General features: G+C 74.4%; 14 protein-coding genes and 1 tRNA gene. 6 read left to right on the forward strand and 9 right to left on the reverse strand.

The annotated features are described in order from the left end of the window. Positions 1-48: 48 nt before the first annotated feature. Together ACI794_RS05050 and ACI794_RS05055 are read right to left on the reverse strand one after the other, a co-directional pair. Positions 49-921 carry a WecB/TagA/CpsF family glycosyltransferase gene (locus ACI794_RS05050; RefSeq protein ID WP_456615786.1) on the reverse strand — a complete coding sequence of 291 codons (873 nt, stop codon included), beginning with the start codon at positions 919-921 and terminating at the stop codon, positions 49-51. Between the two features lie 171 nt (positions 922-1092). Beyond that, on the reverse strand, positions 1093-1881 hold the full coding sequence (locus ACI794_RS05055; RefSeq protein ID WP_456600990.1) for a hypothetical protein: 789 nt from the start codon (positions 1879-1881) through the stop codon (positions 1093-1095). A gap of 138 nt (positions 1882-2019) precedes the next feature. On the opposite strand from ACI794_RS05055, the gene ACI794_RS05060 reads away from it, so the two are divergent. Both ACI794_RS05060 and ACI794_RS05065 read left to right on the forward strand, forming a co-directional pair. Continuing rightward, on the forward strand, positions 2020-3015 hold the full coding sequence (locus tag ACI794_RS05060) for a sulfotransferase domain-containing protein (protein WP_456600991.1): 996 nt from the start codon (positions 2020-2022) through the stop codon (positions 3013-3015). 5 nt (positions 3016-3020) lie between these two features. Then, positions 3021-3956 carry a glycosyltransferase family 2 protein gene (locus ACI794_RS05065; protein ID WP_456600992.1) on the forward strand — a complete coding sequence of 312 codons (936 nt, stop codon included), beginning with the start codon at positions 3021-3023 and terminating at the stop codon, positions 3954-3956. A gap of 28 nt (positions 3957-3984) precedes the next feature. Here ACI794_RS05065 and ACI794_RS05070 read toward each other — a convergent pair whose 3' ends face one another. The 3 genes from ACI794_RS05070 to ACI794_RS05080 all read right to left on the reverse strand — a co-directional run bounded on the left by ACI794_RS05070 (position 3985) and on the right by ACI794_RS05080 (position 7040). Further along, a complete protein-coding gene (locus ACI794_RS05070) occupies positions 3985-5490 on the reverse strand; it encodes a sugar transferase (RefSeq protein ID WP_456600993.1) in 1506 nt (501 codons plus the stop codon). A 180-nt stretch (positions 5491-5670) separates the two neighbouring features. Beyond that, positions 5671-6240, reverse strand: coding sequence for an aminoacyl-tRNA hydrolase (gene pth / locus ACI794_RS05075; protein WP_456601168.1), 570 nt, complete (start codon positions 6238-6240; stop codon positions 5671-5673). An 86-nt stretch (positions 6241-6326) separates the two neighbouring features. Continuing rightward, positions 6327-7040: a 50S ribosomal protein L25/general stress protein Ctc gene (locus ACI794_RS05080; RefSeq protein WP_456600994.1), complete on the reverse strand. Its 714-nt coding sequence runs from the start codon at positions 7038-7040 to the stop codon at positions 6327-6329. A 240-nt stretch (positions 7041-7280) separates the two neighbouring features. On the opposite strand from ACI794_RS05080, the gene ACI794_RS05085 reads away from it, so the two are divergent. The 3 genes from ACI794_RS05085 to ACI794_RS05095 are packed head-to-tail and all read left to right on the forward strand — an operon-like array spanning position 7281 to position 10206. Next, positions 7281-8057 (forward strand): 3'(2'),5'-bisphosphate nucleotidase CysQ, encoded by a 777-nt coding sequence (locus ACI794_RS05085; RefSeq protein WP_456600995.1) that lies wholly within the window; start codon positions 7281-7283, stop codon positions 8055-8057. Then, entirely contained in the window at positions 8054-8965 is a 912-nt protein-coding gene (gene cysD, locus ACI794_RS05090) for a sulfate adenylyltransferase subunit CysD (protein ID WP_456600996.1), read from the forward strand. The genes ACI794_RS05085 and cysD overlap by 4 nt, the downstream gene beginning before the upstream one ends. Continuing rightward, positions 8965-10206 (forward strand): sulfate adenylyltransferase subunit 1, encoded by a 1242-nt coding sequence (locus ACI794_RS05095; RefSeq protein ID WP_456615787.1) that lies wholly within the window; start codon positions 8965-8967, stop codon positions 10204-10206. The genes cysD and ACI794_RS05095 overlap by 1 nt, the downstream gene beginning before the upstream one ends. Before the next feature lie 31 nt (positions 10207-10237). Here the strand turns inward: ACI794_RS05095 and cysC are convergent, their stop codons facing one another. From cysC to ACI794_RS05115, 4 genes are all read right to left on the reverse strand, one after another. Continuing rightward, positions 10238-11275: an adenylyl-sulfate kinase gene (gene cysC, locus ACI794_RS05100; protein ID WP_456615788.1), complete on the reverse strand. Its 1038-nt coding sequence runs from the start codon at positions 11273-11275 to the stop codon at positions 10238-10240. A gap of 62 nt (positions 11276-11337) precedes the next feature. Further along, the gene (locus tag ACI794_RS05105) at positions 11338-12318 is read right to left on the reverse strand and encodes a ribose-phosphate diphosphokinase (protein ID WP_456600999.1); all 981 of its coding nucleotides are present in this window, start codon (positions 12316-12318) and stop codon (positions 11338-11340) included. Between the two features lie 13 nt (positions 12319-12331). Further along, complete coding sequence (gene glmU / locus ACI794_RS05110; RefSeq protein ID WP_456615789.1) at positions 12332-13840, reverse strand: bifunctional UDP-N-acetylglucosamine diphosphorylase/glucosamine-1-phosphate N-acetyltransferase GlmU; 1509 nt, start codon at positions 13838-13840, stop codon at positions 12332-12334. Between the two features lie 31 nt (positions 13841-13871). Beyond that, positions 13872-13944 (reverse strand) — tRNA-Gln (locus ACI794_RS05115). 205 nt (positions 13945-14149) lie between these two features. On the opposite strand from ACI794_RS05115, the gene ACI794_RS05120 reads away from it, so the two are divergent. Then, positions 14150-15142, forward strand: coding sequence for an acyl-CoA desaturase (locus ACI794_RS05120; RefSeq protein WP_456601001.1), 993 nt, complete (start codon positions 14150-14152; stop codon positions 15140-15142). Positions 15143-15156 lie beyond the last annotated feature (14 nt).

Genomic DNA, 15156 nt, shown 5'->3' on the forward strand with positions numbered 1-15156 from the left:
CGGCCCGGGCCGGCACCTCCGTGCGGCCGGGTCGGGCGCCTCCCGAGCTCAGACCGCGGGCGAGGGGTCGTCGGGGGTGGCGAAGAGCTCCCGCCGCGGTAGCGGCAGGACCAGCCCGTCGATCCGGCGGGCCGTCGCCGCACGAGCGGGCGCGGTGCCGCGGCCGCCGCCGGCGCCGCACAACCAGGCATGGGCGTCGACACCCGGGACGTCGCGCACCGCGCGGCGCCACCTCGCGCTGCAGGTGAGCGCGCGCACGGCCCCGACGGTGTACCGGCGCCACAGCCGCCGCGGTTCCCGCGCCAGCCGGACGAGCCAGTTCAGCCGCAGCGGATAGGCCCAGGCGGGGTAGTAGCCCGGCTGCAGCACCTGGTCGAGGAATCCGCCGCACGTCATCGCATAACCGCCGGCCATCGCGTCGGCCGCCTCGAGGAGGACCTGCTCCTGCAGGCCGGCCCCGAGCCCGATCAGGACCATCTCCGGCTCCACGGACCGCACCAGCCGCGCCAGCTCCGCCCCGCGCAGGAGACCGTCGAAGCCGTCCACGTGGACGACGCGCACCGGTCGCCCGGCGAGGCCGCTGAGGGCGGCCGACAGCCCCCCGGCCCGATCACCGTGCCCGCCGATGGCGAGCACGGTGCGAATGGTCCCGTCACGCTGCAGGACGCGCGGTACGACGAGGTCGGCACTGGTGCGGGTGGGATGACGCAGCAGCCATTTGAGGAATTGCCCGTCGATTCCGCAGACATCCATCCGGGCGAGTGCGGAGGCGGCGTCGGAGAGCACGATGCGGATCGTGTGGTGGTTCAGCCACGTCGCGCGCACGCAACGGCCGGTGGCGACCCGTTCGTCCTTCATGGCGACCAGGGCGTCGACCAGCAGGTCCGGTGCACGATCGACGTCCGGCGCGAGCAGCAACATGACGAACCCCTTGCTCCGAAATGGCCGCCGACAATGACTGGAATGGCGTCCGGGCAATTCCGGGCTTGCGACCGGCATTCATTGAATGGGTCGCGGGGATCCAATGCGAGCGAATGGGTGGTCAGTCGCCCCCATGGGGTGAGGCGGCCGGGGGCGCCTCACCCGCCGCGCTCAGCCGCGGGTGGCCGGCTCCGTGGGCGCGAGGCCGGCGACGACCGGCGCACCCGCCGGCGGGTCGGCGCGGCCGGTCCGGCGGAGCAGCACCGCGAACCACAGCTGGACGAGGAGGAGGCAGACGAACGCCTCGGTGATGCGCACGCCGTAGCGGACCGCCTCGCCCGCGACGCCCGGCAGTCCGACCTGCTGCAGGACGGTCAGGAGGACCGGGGTCACCACCAGGGCGCCGTACCACGCGGCGCGCCGGACGGCCGAGGTCCGCCCCGCCGGGTCGAGGATGCCGCGATCGACGACATCGAAGGCCACCGGGGCCAGGACCAGCACCCCGAGCGCCTCCGCCAGATCGGTCACGACGCCCGTGCGGTTGAACGCCACGACGAGCACCAGGACCCCGGCCGAGAGCCACCCCGCGAGCCGGGCCGGCAACGGCCGCCGCAGCTGCAGGTAGGGCACCAGCAGCGCCGCGGCGAGGAAGGTCTCGTTGAGCGTGCGGACCCGGCTCGGCAGGTCGCCGGCCAGCAGAGCCAGGCCGATCGCCACGCCGACGACGGCCGCGAGCGCGGTCAGGGGCCACTGCTGCCGGTGCCGGGCGAGTCGCGGCCGGGCGTACTGCACCCACAGCAGGAGGAGGAGCGCCAGGAGCACCCCCTCGCTGTTCCGAGCGACGCGGGAGGCGACGACGTCGGGCAGCACGGCCGGCAGCAGCTCCAGGAGGACACCGAGGAGCAGCACACCGAGGAGGACGCAGAAGACAGCCGTGAGCCGCCGGGCGGAGGATGGCACGCAGGCAGGCTGGCACCGGGGTGCGCCCCGACCAACCTCGCTCACCCCTCCGGGGTGGGCCACCCTCCACCGCACGCATCACCCCCATGGGGGTGACGCTGGGTAACGGGCCACGACTCCGGCTGGCATCCTCGCAGCGTGTCCACCAGCCGCGCACCCGCCCCCGGCACGCCCGCCTCGTCGACCCCTCCGGCAGCCACCCGGGTCCTCTTCCTGGGCGGCCTGGGGCGCAGCGGCACCACGGTGCTGGAGCGCGTCCTGGGCGAGCTGCCGGAGACCGCCCCCGCTGGTGAGCTGGTGCACCTGTGGCAGCGCGGCGTGCTCGACGACGAGATGTGTGGGTGCGGTGAGGCGTTCGGCCGGTGCCCCTTCTGGACCGCCGTCGGCGCGCGGGCGTTCGGCGGGTGGGACGAGGGCACCGCCAGGCGCATGCGGCACCTCCAGTCCCGGGTGGACCGCACCCGGCACGTGCCCCTCTGGGCGCTCGGCCGCCTTCCCCGCCGGCGCCGCGCCGAACTCGCCGAGTACGTCGGCACCTTCGCGCGGCTCTACCGGGCGATCGCCGACGTCTCGGGGCGCCCGGTGGTCATCGACTCGAGCAAGCACTCGTCGCTCGCGTTCTGCCTGCGCCACTCCCCCGGGGTCGACCTCCGGGTGGTGCACGTGGTCCGCGACAGCCGGGGGGTGGCCTACTCCTGGACCAAGGAGGTCCAGCGCCCGGAGGCGACCACGACCGGGGACCTCATGGCCCGCTACTCGCCCGCGCGCTCCTCGGCGCTCTGGCTGGGGCACAACCTGCTCTTCGCGCTGCTGCGCCGGCTCGGCACGGCCACCCTGGTGCTGCGGTACGAGGACTTCGTCGCACACCCGCGGGAGCGGGTCGCCGAGATCGCCGACTTCGCCGGCCTCTCGGTGGACGGTTCCGCGACCCCCTTCTCGGACGACAGGACGGTGCAGCTCACGCCGTCGCACACCGTGGCGGGCAACCCGGTCCGCTTCCGCAACGGGCCCCTGACGCTGCGGCGCGACGACGCCTGGCGGGCACGGCTCCCCTGGCGCGGACGCCTCGCGGTCACCCTCCTGACGCTGCCGCTGCTGGCTCACCACCGGTACCTGCGGCGGTCGGCCCGGTGACGGGCGTGGCCGACGGCACCGTCGGCGCCCGGCCCACCGTGGGCGTCGTCGTCCCGACGCACGACCGGCCGGCGATGCTCCGGGAGACCCTCCGGTCGATCCTCGACCAGGACGCACCCGTCGGGCTGGACGTGGTCGTGGTCTTCGACCGCAGCACTCCGGACCGCTCCCTGGAAGAGCTCGGCCGGGACGGCCGCCGGGTCCGCGTGATCGCCAACGAGCGCACACCCGGGCTGGCCGGCAACCGCAACACCGGGATCCTCGCCCTGGACAGCGAGTGGGTCGCCTTCTGCGACGACGACGACCTGTGGGCACCGGGCAAGCTGCGGGCCCAGCTCGAGCGCGTCGCGGAGCACCCCGGGGTGGACGTGGTCACGACCGCCATCCGGGTGTCCTACGAGGGCACCGAGGTCGACCGGCTGGCGCACCGGGAGGAGATCCGGCACGCCGACCTCCTGCGCAGCCGGATGGCGATGCTGCACAGCTCGACCCTGCTGCTGCGCCGCTCGGCCCTCCTGGGCCGGCTGGGGCTGGTCGACGAGCAGATCCCGGGCAGCCAGAACGAGGACTGGGACCTGCTGCTGCGCGCCTCCGCGGCCCAGCCACTGCAGCACGTCGACCAGCCGCTCGTGACCGTCCGGTGGGGCCGGTCCTCGCACTTCTCCCGCAGGTTCACGACGCTGGTCCGGTCGCTCGAGTACATGCTGCGGCGTCACCCGGGGATCACCGAGGACGATGCCGGTGCGGCCCGCGTCTACGGGCAGCTGGCATTCGGCACGGCTGCCCTGGGCGAGCGCCGGGCCGCACTGCGGTGGGCGTTCCGGGCGCTGCGTCGTCGGTGGCGGGAACCCCGCGCGGTGCTCGCCCTGGCGGTGGCGGGACGGCTGGTCTCGGCGGAGCGCGTGCTGTCGGTCCTGAACCGGCGAGGTCGCGGGGTCTGAGCCCCCCGGTCGGGGGACCGCGCCCGGCTCAGTAGGCGCCGGAGCGGCTCAGCACGGCGCGCACGGTCTTGGCCAGGATGAGCACGTCGGTCGCCAGCGACCAGTTCTCGACATAGCGCAGGTCCAGCCGCACGGACTCCTCCCACGACAGGTCGCTCCGCCCGGAGATCTGCCACAACCCCGTCAGCCCTGGCTTCACCAGCAGGCGGCGGCTGACCGAGGTGTCGTAGCGGGCGACCTCGGCGGGCAGCGGCGGTCGCGGGCCGACCAGCGACATGGAGCCGCCGAGCACGTTGAGCAGCTGGGGCAGCTCGTCGAGGGACAACCGGCGGAGCAGCCGCCCGACCGGCGTCACGCGGGGGTCGGCACGGAGCTTGAAGAGCGGGCCGTCGGAGATGTTCTCCGCGCGCAGCCGCTCCAGCTGCTGGTCGGCGTCGACCACCATGCTGCGGAACTTCAGCATCGTGAAGGTGCGCCCGGCGAGGCCCACCCGCTCCTGCCGGTAGAGGACCGGGCCGGGGCTGGTGCACCGGACGGCGAGGCCGATGACCAGCAGCAGCGGGGAGAGGACGAGCAGCGCCAGCGCCGCGACCGCCCGGTCCATGCCGCCCTTCACCACGCGCCGCCAGCCCTCGAAGCAGGGCTCCTCCACCGCCAGCAGCGGCAGCCCCTCGAAGGGGCGGATGCGCAGCCGGGGTCCGGCCACCTCGATCAGGCCGGGGGCCACCAGCAGCTCGATGCCGCTGCCCTCGAGCTGCCACGACAGCCGGCGCAGGTACTGCGCCGCCGTCTCGCTGGCCGAGGTGACGGCGATGGTGTCGGCGTCCCAGGTGTCGGCGAGGAGGAGCACGTCGTCGAGCCCGCCGACGGGCACGCCGGCGCGCTCGGCGACCCGCAGCCGGTCGTCCGGGGTCACGGCGGCGGCGACCACCTCCAGCCCGCCGAAGCGCTCGCGCTGCAGCCGGGTGACCAGCTCCAGCACCGCCCCGCCGCGGCCCACGACGACGACCTTCTTCGTGCACCGCCCCTGGGCCCGCAAGCCGCGCAGCCGGGTGCGCGCGGCGTACCGGCCGAGCAGCGTGGCGAGGCCGAGGGCCGGGATGGCCACGACGACGAGCGCGCGGCTGAGCTCGAGCGCGGCGGCGTAGGACAGGAAGCTGGTGATGCCCAGGAGGAGCAGCGCGGCACGGCCGACGCGGCGGTACTCGTCGCTGCCGGTGCCGTACACCCGCTCGGAGTAGGCGCCGGTGGACCCCAGCAGGACCGGCCAGGCCACCACGAGGGCGAGGGCGCCCCAGAAGAGGGGGGTGTCCGGGCCGGCCGGGACGTCCCGCCCGACCACCACGGTGCCGCCCGCGGCAGCGGCCAGCACGGTCTCCACCGCGACCAGCGTGCGGGTGTAGGACCCCACCCAGGCCGGTGCGGCGCGCCGGGCCATCGCCCGGGCGCGCGGCGCGGAGGCGGCGGCGGATCCGCCGGCGGCCCCCGGCTGGATCACCGCGCCCGAGCTCGCCTGGTGGCGATCCAGCAGCATGCGTCCCCCGAACGTTACGCACCGTAGCCGGCCCGGTGTCGCAAGCCCGGGCGACGGCGACCCCGGGCAGTGGCTCCCCCGGGCGGCACGGTGCTGATCACCGCCACACTCACAGCGCCCCGACCGAGGCGTCAACACGCAGCGTCACGCTTCACCCGATAGGGCCGTGCGGCGGCGCCGTCAGGTGCGGGGGTGCACCTGGTTCTGCGCGGCCTCCAGGCCGGAGGTGAGGAGGAGCTCGGTGGCGTCGGCGGCCTCGACCAGCAACAGGTCGAGCTCCTTGCGCTCGGTCGCCGAGAAGTCCTTGAGCACGTAATCGGCGGGGTCCTGCCGGCCCGGCGGGCGGCCGATGCCGACCCGCACCCGCAGGTAGTCCTTGGTCCCGGTCGAGCGGGTGACCGAGCGGAGCCCGTTGTGGCCGCCCTCCCCACCGCCGCGCTTGAGCCGCACGACGCCGAAGTCGATGTCCAGCTCGTCGTGGATCACGACCAGCTGCTCGGGCGGCAGCTTGTGGTAGTCCAGCAGGCCCCGCACCGGGCCGCCCGACTCGTTCATGTAGGTCGACGGCACGGCGAGCACGACCCGCCGCCCCGCCAGTCGGCCCTCCCCGGAGAGCGCGCGGGCGCGCGCGCCCTTGCCCGCCGCGAGCCGGATGCCGGCCCGGCGGGCCAGCTCCTCGAGGACCATCGCGCCGACGTTGTGCCGGTTGCCGGCGTAGGTCGGACCGGGGTTGCCCAGGCCGACGACCAGGTACGGGCCCTCGGGAGGCGGGGACGCCGCAGGGGCGCCGGCGGTGCCGGCGCCCCTGCGGTCCGTGCTCTCGGTCAGCGGATGCCTCAGTCGTTCTTGCTGTTCTCGGCGGCGTCCATCGACTCGCCGCTGCCCTGGTCGAGGGGCTCGGGGACGACGTCGCCCTCGCCGGCGCCCTCGGCCGCCTCGTCGGACTCCTCGCGCTCGATGCCGGCCTCGGCCTCGGCCTCGGCGAGCTCGGCCTCCAGGGCCTCGGCCGTGGGCGCGCCCAGGAAGCCGATGACGAGGGCCTCGGGGTCGGTGATCAGCGTGGAGCCCGCCGGCAGCGCGAGGTCACCGGCGGTGATGTTCTGCCCGGCGTCGCGGCCGGTGACGTCGACCTCGATGCTGTCGGGCAGCCTCGTGGCGTCGGCCTCGATCTGGACGGTGTTCAGCTGGTGGTTCGGGATGGCGTCCGGCGCCGGGGTGCCGACGACGACGATCGGCACGTCGACGGTGGTCTTCTCACCGCGGCGGACCAGCAGCAGGTCGACGTGCTCGTGCACGCGGGTCAGCGGGTCGCGCTGCACGGCCTTGGTCAGCGCCAGCTGCTCCTTGCCCTCCAGCACGATGGTCAGCAGGACGTTGCCGCCGCCGTTGCGCAGCGCCGCGGCGAACTCGCGCGCCGGCAGCGAGAGGTGGACGACGTCCTGGCCGTGCCCGTAGAGGACGGCGGGGACGCGGCCGGCGCGCCGGGTGCGGCGGGCGCTGCCCTTGCCGAACTCGGTGCGGGTCTCGGCCTCGAGACGGAAGTCAGCCACGGTGGTGTGCTCCTCGGGTGGTGGATCGGTCTGCGGTCCGGCGACCGGGCGCAGCACACCCCACGGGGCACACGCACGTCGATCACGGAGTACGGGTGGACCGTCTCCCTCGCCGGGCAACGGGAGACACGGTACCCCAGCGCGGTGGCGTGGCGGCGCCTGCCCCGGAGGGATGAGGGCAGGTGCCGCCGTGGCGACCGAGCGCCCAGTATCGGGAGACCGCCGGTGAACGGAGGAGACATGCACTCAGAATCCGACCACGCCCTCGCACACGCCCTGGCCACCTCGGCCGGCGAGGTGCTCCTCCGCGTCCGGGCCGGCTCCCACCCCGGCACGGAGGCGCTCAAGGACGCCGGCGACGCCGCCGCCCACGCGCACCTGGTGACCCGGCTGGGGGCGACGCGCCCGAGGGATGCGGTGCTCTCCGAGGAGGGCGCGGACGACCCCGCGCGGGCGGGCGCCGAGCGGGTCTGGATCGTCGACCCGCTGGACGGCACCCGGGAGTTCGCCGAGCTGGACCGCGCCGACTGGGCGGTGCACGTGGCGCTCTGGGAGCGCGGCGAGCTGGTGGCCGGCGCGGTCGCCCTGCCGGCCGAGGGCGTCACGCTCGGCACGGTCGCGCCCGCGACGCTGCCGGCGCGCGCCGAGGGGCCGGTGCGACTGGCCGTCAGCCGCAGCCGCCCGCCGGCGCTCGTGCAGGAGCTGGCGGCCGCGCTCGGGGCCGAGCTGGTGCCCATGGGCTCGGCCGGGGTCAAGGCGATGGCGGTGGTGCGCGGTCGGGCCGACGCCTACGTGCACGGCGGCGGCCAGTACGAGTGGGACTCCGCGGCGCCGGTCGCCGTCGCCCGCGCCGCCGGTGCGCACACGAGCCGGCTCGACGGCTCGCCGCTGGCCTACAACCAGGCCGACCCCTACCTGCCGGACCTGGTGGTCTGCCGCCCGGAGCTGACCGAGCGGCTGCTCGGCGCCCTGGCGGACCTGGGCCCGGCCCGCACCGCCGAGGGGGAGCGGGCATGACCACGCGCTACGAGCTGGGTCACCTCGACGCGCTCGAGGCCGAGGCGGTGCACGTCCTCCGGGAGGTCGCCGCCGAGTTCGAGCGCCCCGTGCTGCTGTTCTCCGGCGGCAAGGACTCGATCGTCATGCTGCACCTGGCCGAGAAGGCGTTCTGGCCGGCCCGCATCCCCTTCCCGGTGATGCACGTCGACACCGGGCACAACTTCCCCGAGGTCATCGAGCACCGCGACCGCCGGGTCGCCGAGGCCGGCGTCCACCTCGTCGTCGCCTCGGTGCAGGAGTCGATCGACGCCGGTCGGGTGCGGGAGCAGAGGGGCCCCCGGGCCAGCCGCAACCCGCTGCAGACGGTGACCCTGCTCCACGCGATCGAGCGACACGGATTCGACGCCGCCTTCGGCGGCGCCCGCCGCGACGAGGAGAAGGCCCGCGCCAAGGAGAGGGTGTTCTCCTTCCGCGACGAGTTCGGGCAGTGGGACCCGAAGAACCAGCGGCCGGAGCTGTGGTCGCTCTACAACGGCCGCCACCACCGCGGTGAGCACATCCGGGTGTTCCCGCTGTCGAACTGGACCGAGCTCGACATCTGGCAGTACATCGGCAGGGAGGGCATCGAGCTCCCGTCGATCTACTTCGCCCACCGCCGCGAGCTGTTCCTCCGCGACGGCATGCTGCTGTGGCCGAACGAGCACGTGACCCCGGCGGAGGGCGAGGACGTCTTCGAGGCGACGGTGCGCTACCGCACCGTCGGGGACGTCACCTGCACCGGCGCCGTGGCGTCCGCGGCGCGCACCGTCGAGGACATCGTCGAGGAGGTGGCCGCCACCCGGGTCACCGAGCGGGGGGCGACGCGCGCCGACGACCGGGCCAGCGAGGCCGCGATGGAAGACCGCAAGCGCGAGGGGTACTTCTGATGGAGATGCTGCGGGTCGCCACGGCCGGCTCGGTGGACGACGGCAAGTCGACGCTCATCGGTCGGCTGCTGTACGACACCAAGTCCATCTTCAGCGATCAGCTGGAGGCGGTGGAGCGCACCAGCGCCGCGCGCGGTGACGAGTACACCAACCTGGCGCTGCTCACCGACGGTCTGCGGGCCGAGCGGGAGCAGGGCATCACCATCGACGTGGCCTACCGCTACTTCGCGACTCCCAAGCGGAAGTTCGTCGTCGCCGACACCCCCGGGCACATCCAGTACACCCGCAACATGGTGACCGGTGCGTCGACGGCCAACGCGGCGCTGATCCTGGTCGACGCCCGCAAGGGCCTGCTCGAGCAGAGCCGCCGGCACGCGTTCCTGGCCAGCCTGCTGCGGGTGCCGCACCTGGTGCTGTGCGTCAACAAGATGGACCTCGTCGACTACGACCGTGGCGTCTTCGACGCGATCGCCGACGAGTTCCGCGCCTTCGCCGCGAAGCTCGACGTGGGCGACCTGACGGTCATCCCCGTGTCGGCGCTGGCCGGCGACAACGTCGTCACCCGGTCGGCGAACATGCCCTGGTACGAGGGCACCTCGCTGCTGCACCACCTGGAGGAGCTGCACATCGCCTCCGACCGGAACCTGATCGACGCCCGGTTCCCGGTGCAGTACGTCATCCGCCCGTTCTCCGCCGAGCACCCCGACTACCGGGGCTACGCCGGCCAGGTGGCCGGCGGCATCTTCAAGCCCGGTGACGACGTCGTCGTGCTGCCCTCGGGGCTGCCGTCGCGGATCGCCGCCATCGAGACCAGGGACGGACCCGTCGCCGAGGCCTTCCCGCCGATGTCGGTGACGATCCGGCTCGAGGACGAGATCGACGTCTCCCGCGGTGACATGATCTGCCGGCCCCACAACCAGCCCGCCGTCTCCCAGGACGTCGAGGCGATGGTCTGCTGGCTGCACGAGGAACCGATGCGGCCGGGCGGGAAGTACGCGGTCAAGCACACGACGCGGTCGGCCCGCGCTCTGGTGAAGGACCTGCGCTACCGGCTGGACGTCAACTCGCTGCACCGCGACGAGGGCGCCGCGACGCTGGCCCTCAACGAGATCGGCCGGCTGCGGCTGCGGGTCACCGCGCCGCTGTTCACCGACCCCTACCGGGTCAACCGGACGACGGGGAGCTTCATCCTCGTGGACGAGGGCAGCAACGCGACGGTCGGCGCGGGGATGGTGCTGTAACCCCTCCCGCGCGAGGAGCGCCTGCTGAGCGCTACGACCGTCGAGCGCCCTCCATCGCCGAGAGCACCAGGCGGGCGCATGCCTCGACGTCCGTGCCGCTGGTGTGGACGGTGACCTCCGCGTCGGTGGGCGCCTCGTAGGGATCGCTGATCCCGGTGAACGCCGGGATCTCGCCGCGGCGCGCCTTCGCGTACAGACCCTTGCGGTCCCGGGCCTCGCACTCGGCGAGCGGCGTGGCGACGTGCACCAGCACGAAGCTGCCCCGCCCTGCCTGCGCCTCCACCTCCCGCCGGACGTCGGCGCGCACCGCCGCGTACGGGGCGATCGGCGCGCAGACGGCGATCCCGCCGTGCTTGGCGATCTGCGCGGCCACCCAGCCGATCCGCCGGACGTTGGTGTCCCGGTCCTGCTGCGAGAAGCCGAGCCCCGCCGACAGGTGGTGGCGCACCTCGTCGCCGTCCAACAGGGTGACCGCCGAACCGGACTCGAGCAGCAGCTCGACCACGCGCCCGGCGATCGTCGACTTCCCCGCACCCGACAGCCCCGTGAAGAACAGCACCGTGCCACCCGTCCGGGCGGGCTCGGGGTCGGCCCGCTCCCCGAGCAGCGTCGCGCCGTACCGGGCGGCCAGCTCGCCCCAGGGCAGCTCCGGGTGGGCGGCGGTGACCGGTACCAGCACCAGCTCGACCTCGCGGCCGGTCGCGCGCACGCCCGCCCAGGCGGCGGCGCCGGTGGAGACCGAGGCGGAGTCCGCCGGCGCACCGGCCACCGGCAGCAGCGCGAGGACGCGGTCGGGCAGCTCCGCGGGGTCGGCCGGGGGCCGGCCGACCCAGGCGGCCGGCGCCACCCAGCCGAGGTCGGTCAGCCGCCGGGCCACCGCCGCGGGCGAGCGCCAGCGCGGGATCTCCGCCACCGCCAGCCCGTCGCCCTCGCGGACGGCGACCGGCACGCCCTGGGCGTCCTCGAAGGCGTCCCCGGGCGGCAGGTCGGGCACCGCGGCGCCCAGGCCGAAGTGGTAGCGGGCCACGGCGGCCACCTGGGCGTCGGTGAGTCGGGCGCGAGCGGGCACGCCGGCCATCCTCCCAGGGGACCGGCCGGGGACCACCCGGCCGCTCCCCCGGCGGGATGAGCTCAGCTGGCGCCGTCGAAGAGGCTGGTGACCGAGCCGTCCTCGAAGACCTCCTTGATGGCCCGCGCGAGCAGCGGGGCGATCGAGAGGACGGTGAGCTTGTCGAACTGGCGGGCCGGCTCGATGGGCAGCGTGTTGGTCACGATGACCTCGCTGATCTTGCTGTTGGACAGCCGCTCGACGGCGGCTCCGGACAGCACGCCGTGCGTGGCCGTGACGATGACGTCCGCCGCCCCGGCGTCGAAGAGGGTCTCGGCGGCCTTCACGATCGTGCCACCGGTGTCGATCATGTCGTCGACCAGGATGCAGACCCGGCCCTCCACCTCGCCGACGACGCGGTTGGCGACGACCTCGTTGGCCACCATCGGGTCGCGGGTCTTGTGGATGAAGGCCAGCGGGGTGCCGCCGAGCTTGTCGCTCCACCGCTCGGAGACGCGGACCCGGCCGGAGTCGGGCGAGACGACGGTGATGTCGCGGTCGCCCCAGCGCTGGCAGACGTGCTTGACCAGCAGGTCGAGGGCGAAGAGGTGGTCGACCGGGCCGTCGAAGAAGCCCTGGATCTGGGCGGTGTGCAGGTCGACGGTCATCAGCCGGTCGGCGCCCGCGGTCTTGAACATGTCGGCGACCAGGCGGGCCGAGATCGGCTCGCGGCCGCGGTGCTTCTTGTCCTGCCGGGCGTAGGGGAAGAAGGGCGCGACGACGGTGATCCGCTTGGCCGAGGCGCGCTTGAGCGCGTCGACCATGATCAGCTGCTCCATGAGCCAGGTGTTGATCGGCGCGGTGTGGCTCTGCACCACGAAGGCGTCGCAGCCGCGCACCGACTCCTCGAACCGCACGAACAGCTCGCCGTTGGCGAACTCGTAGGCGGCGGTGGGCGTCGGGGTGACCCCGAGGTGACCGGCGATCTCGTCGGCCAGCGCGGGGTAGGCCCGGCCGGAGAAGAGCATCATGCTCTTGTTCGTCGTCTGCCGGATCGCACTCATCGGCTCGCTGTCCCTAGCTGTCGTGGGCCGCACGGGAGGACTCGGACGGGTCCGTCCCGGGTGCCTCGGTCCGGCCCTCGGCCGCTGCCGCGGCCTCCGCAGCGGGCGTTCCGGACCGTCGGCGACGCACCCAGCCTGCCACATTCCGCTGGGGTGCCCGAGCGACGGCCATCGCCCCCGGGGGGACGTCGGAGGTGATGACCGACCCCGCGGCGGTGTAGGCGCCGTCCCCCACCGTGACCGGCGCCACGAACATGTTGTCGGCACCGGTGCGCGCGTGCTCCCCGATGGTGGTGCGGTGCTTGGCCACGCCGTCGTAGTTCACGAAGACCGTGGCCGCCCCGATGTTGGTGCCGCGGCCGATCGTCGCGTCGCCCACGTAGGAGAGGTGCGGGATCTTCGCCCCCTCCCCCACCTGCGCGTTCTTGGTCTCGACGAACGTGCCGACCTTCGCCCCGGCGCCGAGGTCGGTGCCCAGGCGCAGGTAGGCGAACGGACCCACCGAGACCCGCGCGCCGATCCGCGCCCCGACCGCGTGCGCCCGCACCACGGTGGCGCCCTCGCCGACCTCGGTGTCCTCCAGGGTGGTGTCCGGGCCGACGTGGGCAGCATCACCCACGGAGGTCACCCCGCGGAGGTGGGTGCCGGGCTCCAGGACCGCGTCCCGGCCGACGGTCGCGGTGACGTCGACCCACGTGGTGAGCGGGTCGACGACGGTGACGCCGCTGCGCATGAGCTCCTCGAGCAGGCGGTCGTTGAGGGTGCGGCGGCGGGCGGCGAGCTCCACGCGGTCGTTGCAGCCGAGGACGTCGTCGGGGTCCTCGGCCAGGACGGCGGCCGTGGGGGCCCCGCCGGCGACGAGCGGCGCGAGCGCGTCGGTGAGGTACTGCTCGCCCTGCGCGTTCGACGTCCCGAGGCCGGCCAGGACCCGCCGCAGCGTGGCGGCGTCCGCGACGTAGACGCCGGCGTTGACCTCCCGGATGGCGCGCTGCTCGTCGGTCGCGTCGCGCTCCTCGACGATGGCCTGCGGGGTCCCGCGGTCGTCGCGGACGATCCGGCCCAGACCGGTCGGGTCCTCGACCTCGGCGGTGAGGACGGTGAAGACGCTCCCGGCGGCGTCGTGGGCCGCCACCAGCCCGGTGAGCGTCCGGCCGGTCAGCAGGGGCGAGTCCCCGTTGACGACGAGGACGGAGCCCTCGAGGTCCGGGACGGCGGCCAGCGCCACACCTGCCGCGTGGCCCGAGCCGAGCTGCTCCTCCTGCACGACCGCCCGGGCGTCGGGCGCGATCTCCGCGAGGTGGGCCTCCACCTCCTCCCGGCCCGAGCCGACGACGACCACCGTCCGGCCCGCCGAGAGCGGCGCGGCCGCGGCGAGCACGTGCCCGAGCATGCTGCGGCCGCCGAGCGGGTGCAGCACCTTGGGGGTGGACGAGCGCATCCGGGTGCCCTGCCCGGCGGCCAGGACCACGACGGCGGCCACCGTCGGCGCATCGGGGGCGGGAACCGGCTGCGGGTGGGTCACGGAACTCCTCGGGAGGCGTCGGCGGGTTGCGCTGGGGGACTCGGACTCGAACCGAGACTTCCCGGCTCCAAAGGCCGGCGGGCTGCCGATTACCCCATCCCCCATCCCCGGGCCGGTGCGGGCCCGGGAGGCGCCGGCGGAGGGCGCCCGACGGCGAGCCTAGGGCCCCGCCGGTGCCGGGAGCACGCGCGCGGGGCCGCGGTCGCCCCGCGGTCCGGTCGCCGGGTCCCCCACGGTGGCGTACGTTACGGCCACGTAGCCGGGCCGCGCGCACCGGCCAACACCCCCCTCGGTCGCCTCGGAGGCCCCTTGTCCGCTCCTGCCCGCACCCGGCCCATGGCTCCCCCGCGCCCCGCGGACCCGCACGCCGGGCTCCCGGAGAACGCGATCGGGCGGCGCAAGAGCGTCCTGGAGATCGTCACCCTCTACGTCTTCGTGGTGGTGCCCTTCCTCGCTCTGGCCGCGGTCGTGCCGGCGGTGTGGGGCTGGGGGCTCTCCTGGCTGGATGTGGGGCTGGCGGTCGGCTTCTACTTCTTCACCCTGCTGGGTGTGACGGTGGGCTACCACCGCTACTTCACCCACGGCTCCTTCAAGGCGAAGCGGCCGCTGCGGCTGGGGCTGGCCGTCGCCGGCTCCATGGCGATCCAGGGGCCGGTCATCCAGTGGGTGGCCGACCACCGGCGCCACCACGCGTTCTCCGACCGCGAGGGCGACCCGCACTCGCCGTGGCGCTACGGCACGGGCGCCGGCGCGCTGCTGAAGGGCATGTTCCACGCCCACCTGGGCTGGCTGTTCGAGCGGCGCAAGACGAACGCCGAGCGCTACGCGCCCGACCTGCTCAAGGACTCCGCCCTGGTCACCACCGGTCGGCTGTTCGTGGTGTGGGCCGCTGTCAGCGTGTTCCTGCCCGCGCTCATCGGCGGCCTGGTCACCGGCACCTGGGCCGGCGCGTGGACCGCCTTCTTCTGGGCGGGACTGGTGCGCATCGCGCTGCTGCACCACGTGACCTGGTCGATCAACTCGGTCTGCCACGTGGTGGGCGACCGCCCGTTCGTCTCCCCCGGCCGTGACCGGGCGACCAACTTCTGGCCGCTGGCGGTCCTCAGCGCCGGCGAGTCGTGGCACAACCTGCACCACGCCGACCCGACCTGCGCCCGGCACGGCGTGCTGCGCGGGCAGATCGACATCAGCGCCCGGGTGATCTGGGCGTTCGAGAAGCTCGGCTGGGCCTGGAACGTCAAGTGGCCCGACCCGGTGCGGCTCGCCGCCAAGCGCCGCGTGCCGGCGACCACCGCCGCCTGACCACCGCTGCCTGA

Source organism: Blastococcus sp. SYSU DS0541, assembly GCF_054050875.1.

Coding starts and splice junctions, on each gene's coding strand:
- ACI794_RS05050 (WP_456615786.1), bottom strand. CDS start 921: ATGTTGCTGCTCGCGCCGGACGTCGATCGTGCACCGGACCTGCTGGTC.
- ACI794_RS05070 (WP_456600993.1), bottom strand. CDS start 5,490: ATGCTGCTGGATCGCCACCAGGCGAGCTCGGGCGCGGTGATCCAGCCG.
- ACI794_RS05085 (WP_456600995.1), top strand. CDS start 7,281: ATGCACTCAGAATCCGACCACGCCCTCGCACACGCCCTGGCCACCTCG.
- cysD (WP_456600996.1), top strand. CDS start 8,054: ATGACCACGCGCTACGAGCTGGGTCACCTCGACGCGCTCGAGGCCGAG.
- ACI794_RS05095 (WP_456615787.1), top strand. CDS start 8,965: ATGGAGATGCTGCGGGTCGCCACGGCCGGCTCGGTGGACGACGGCAAG.
- ACI794_RS05105 (WP_456600999.1), bottom strand. CDS start 12,318: ATGAGTGCGATCCGGCAGACGACGAACAAGAGCATGATGCTCTTCTCC.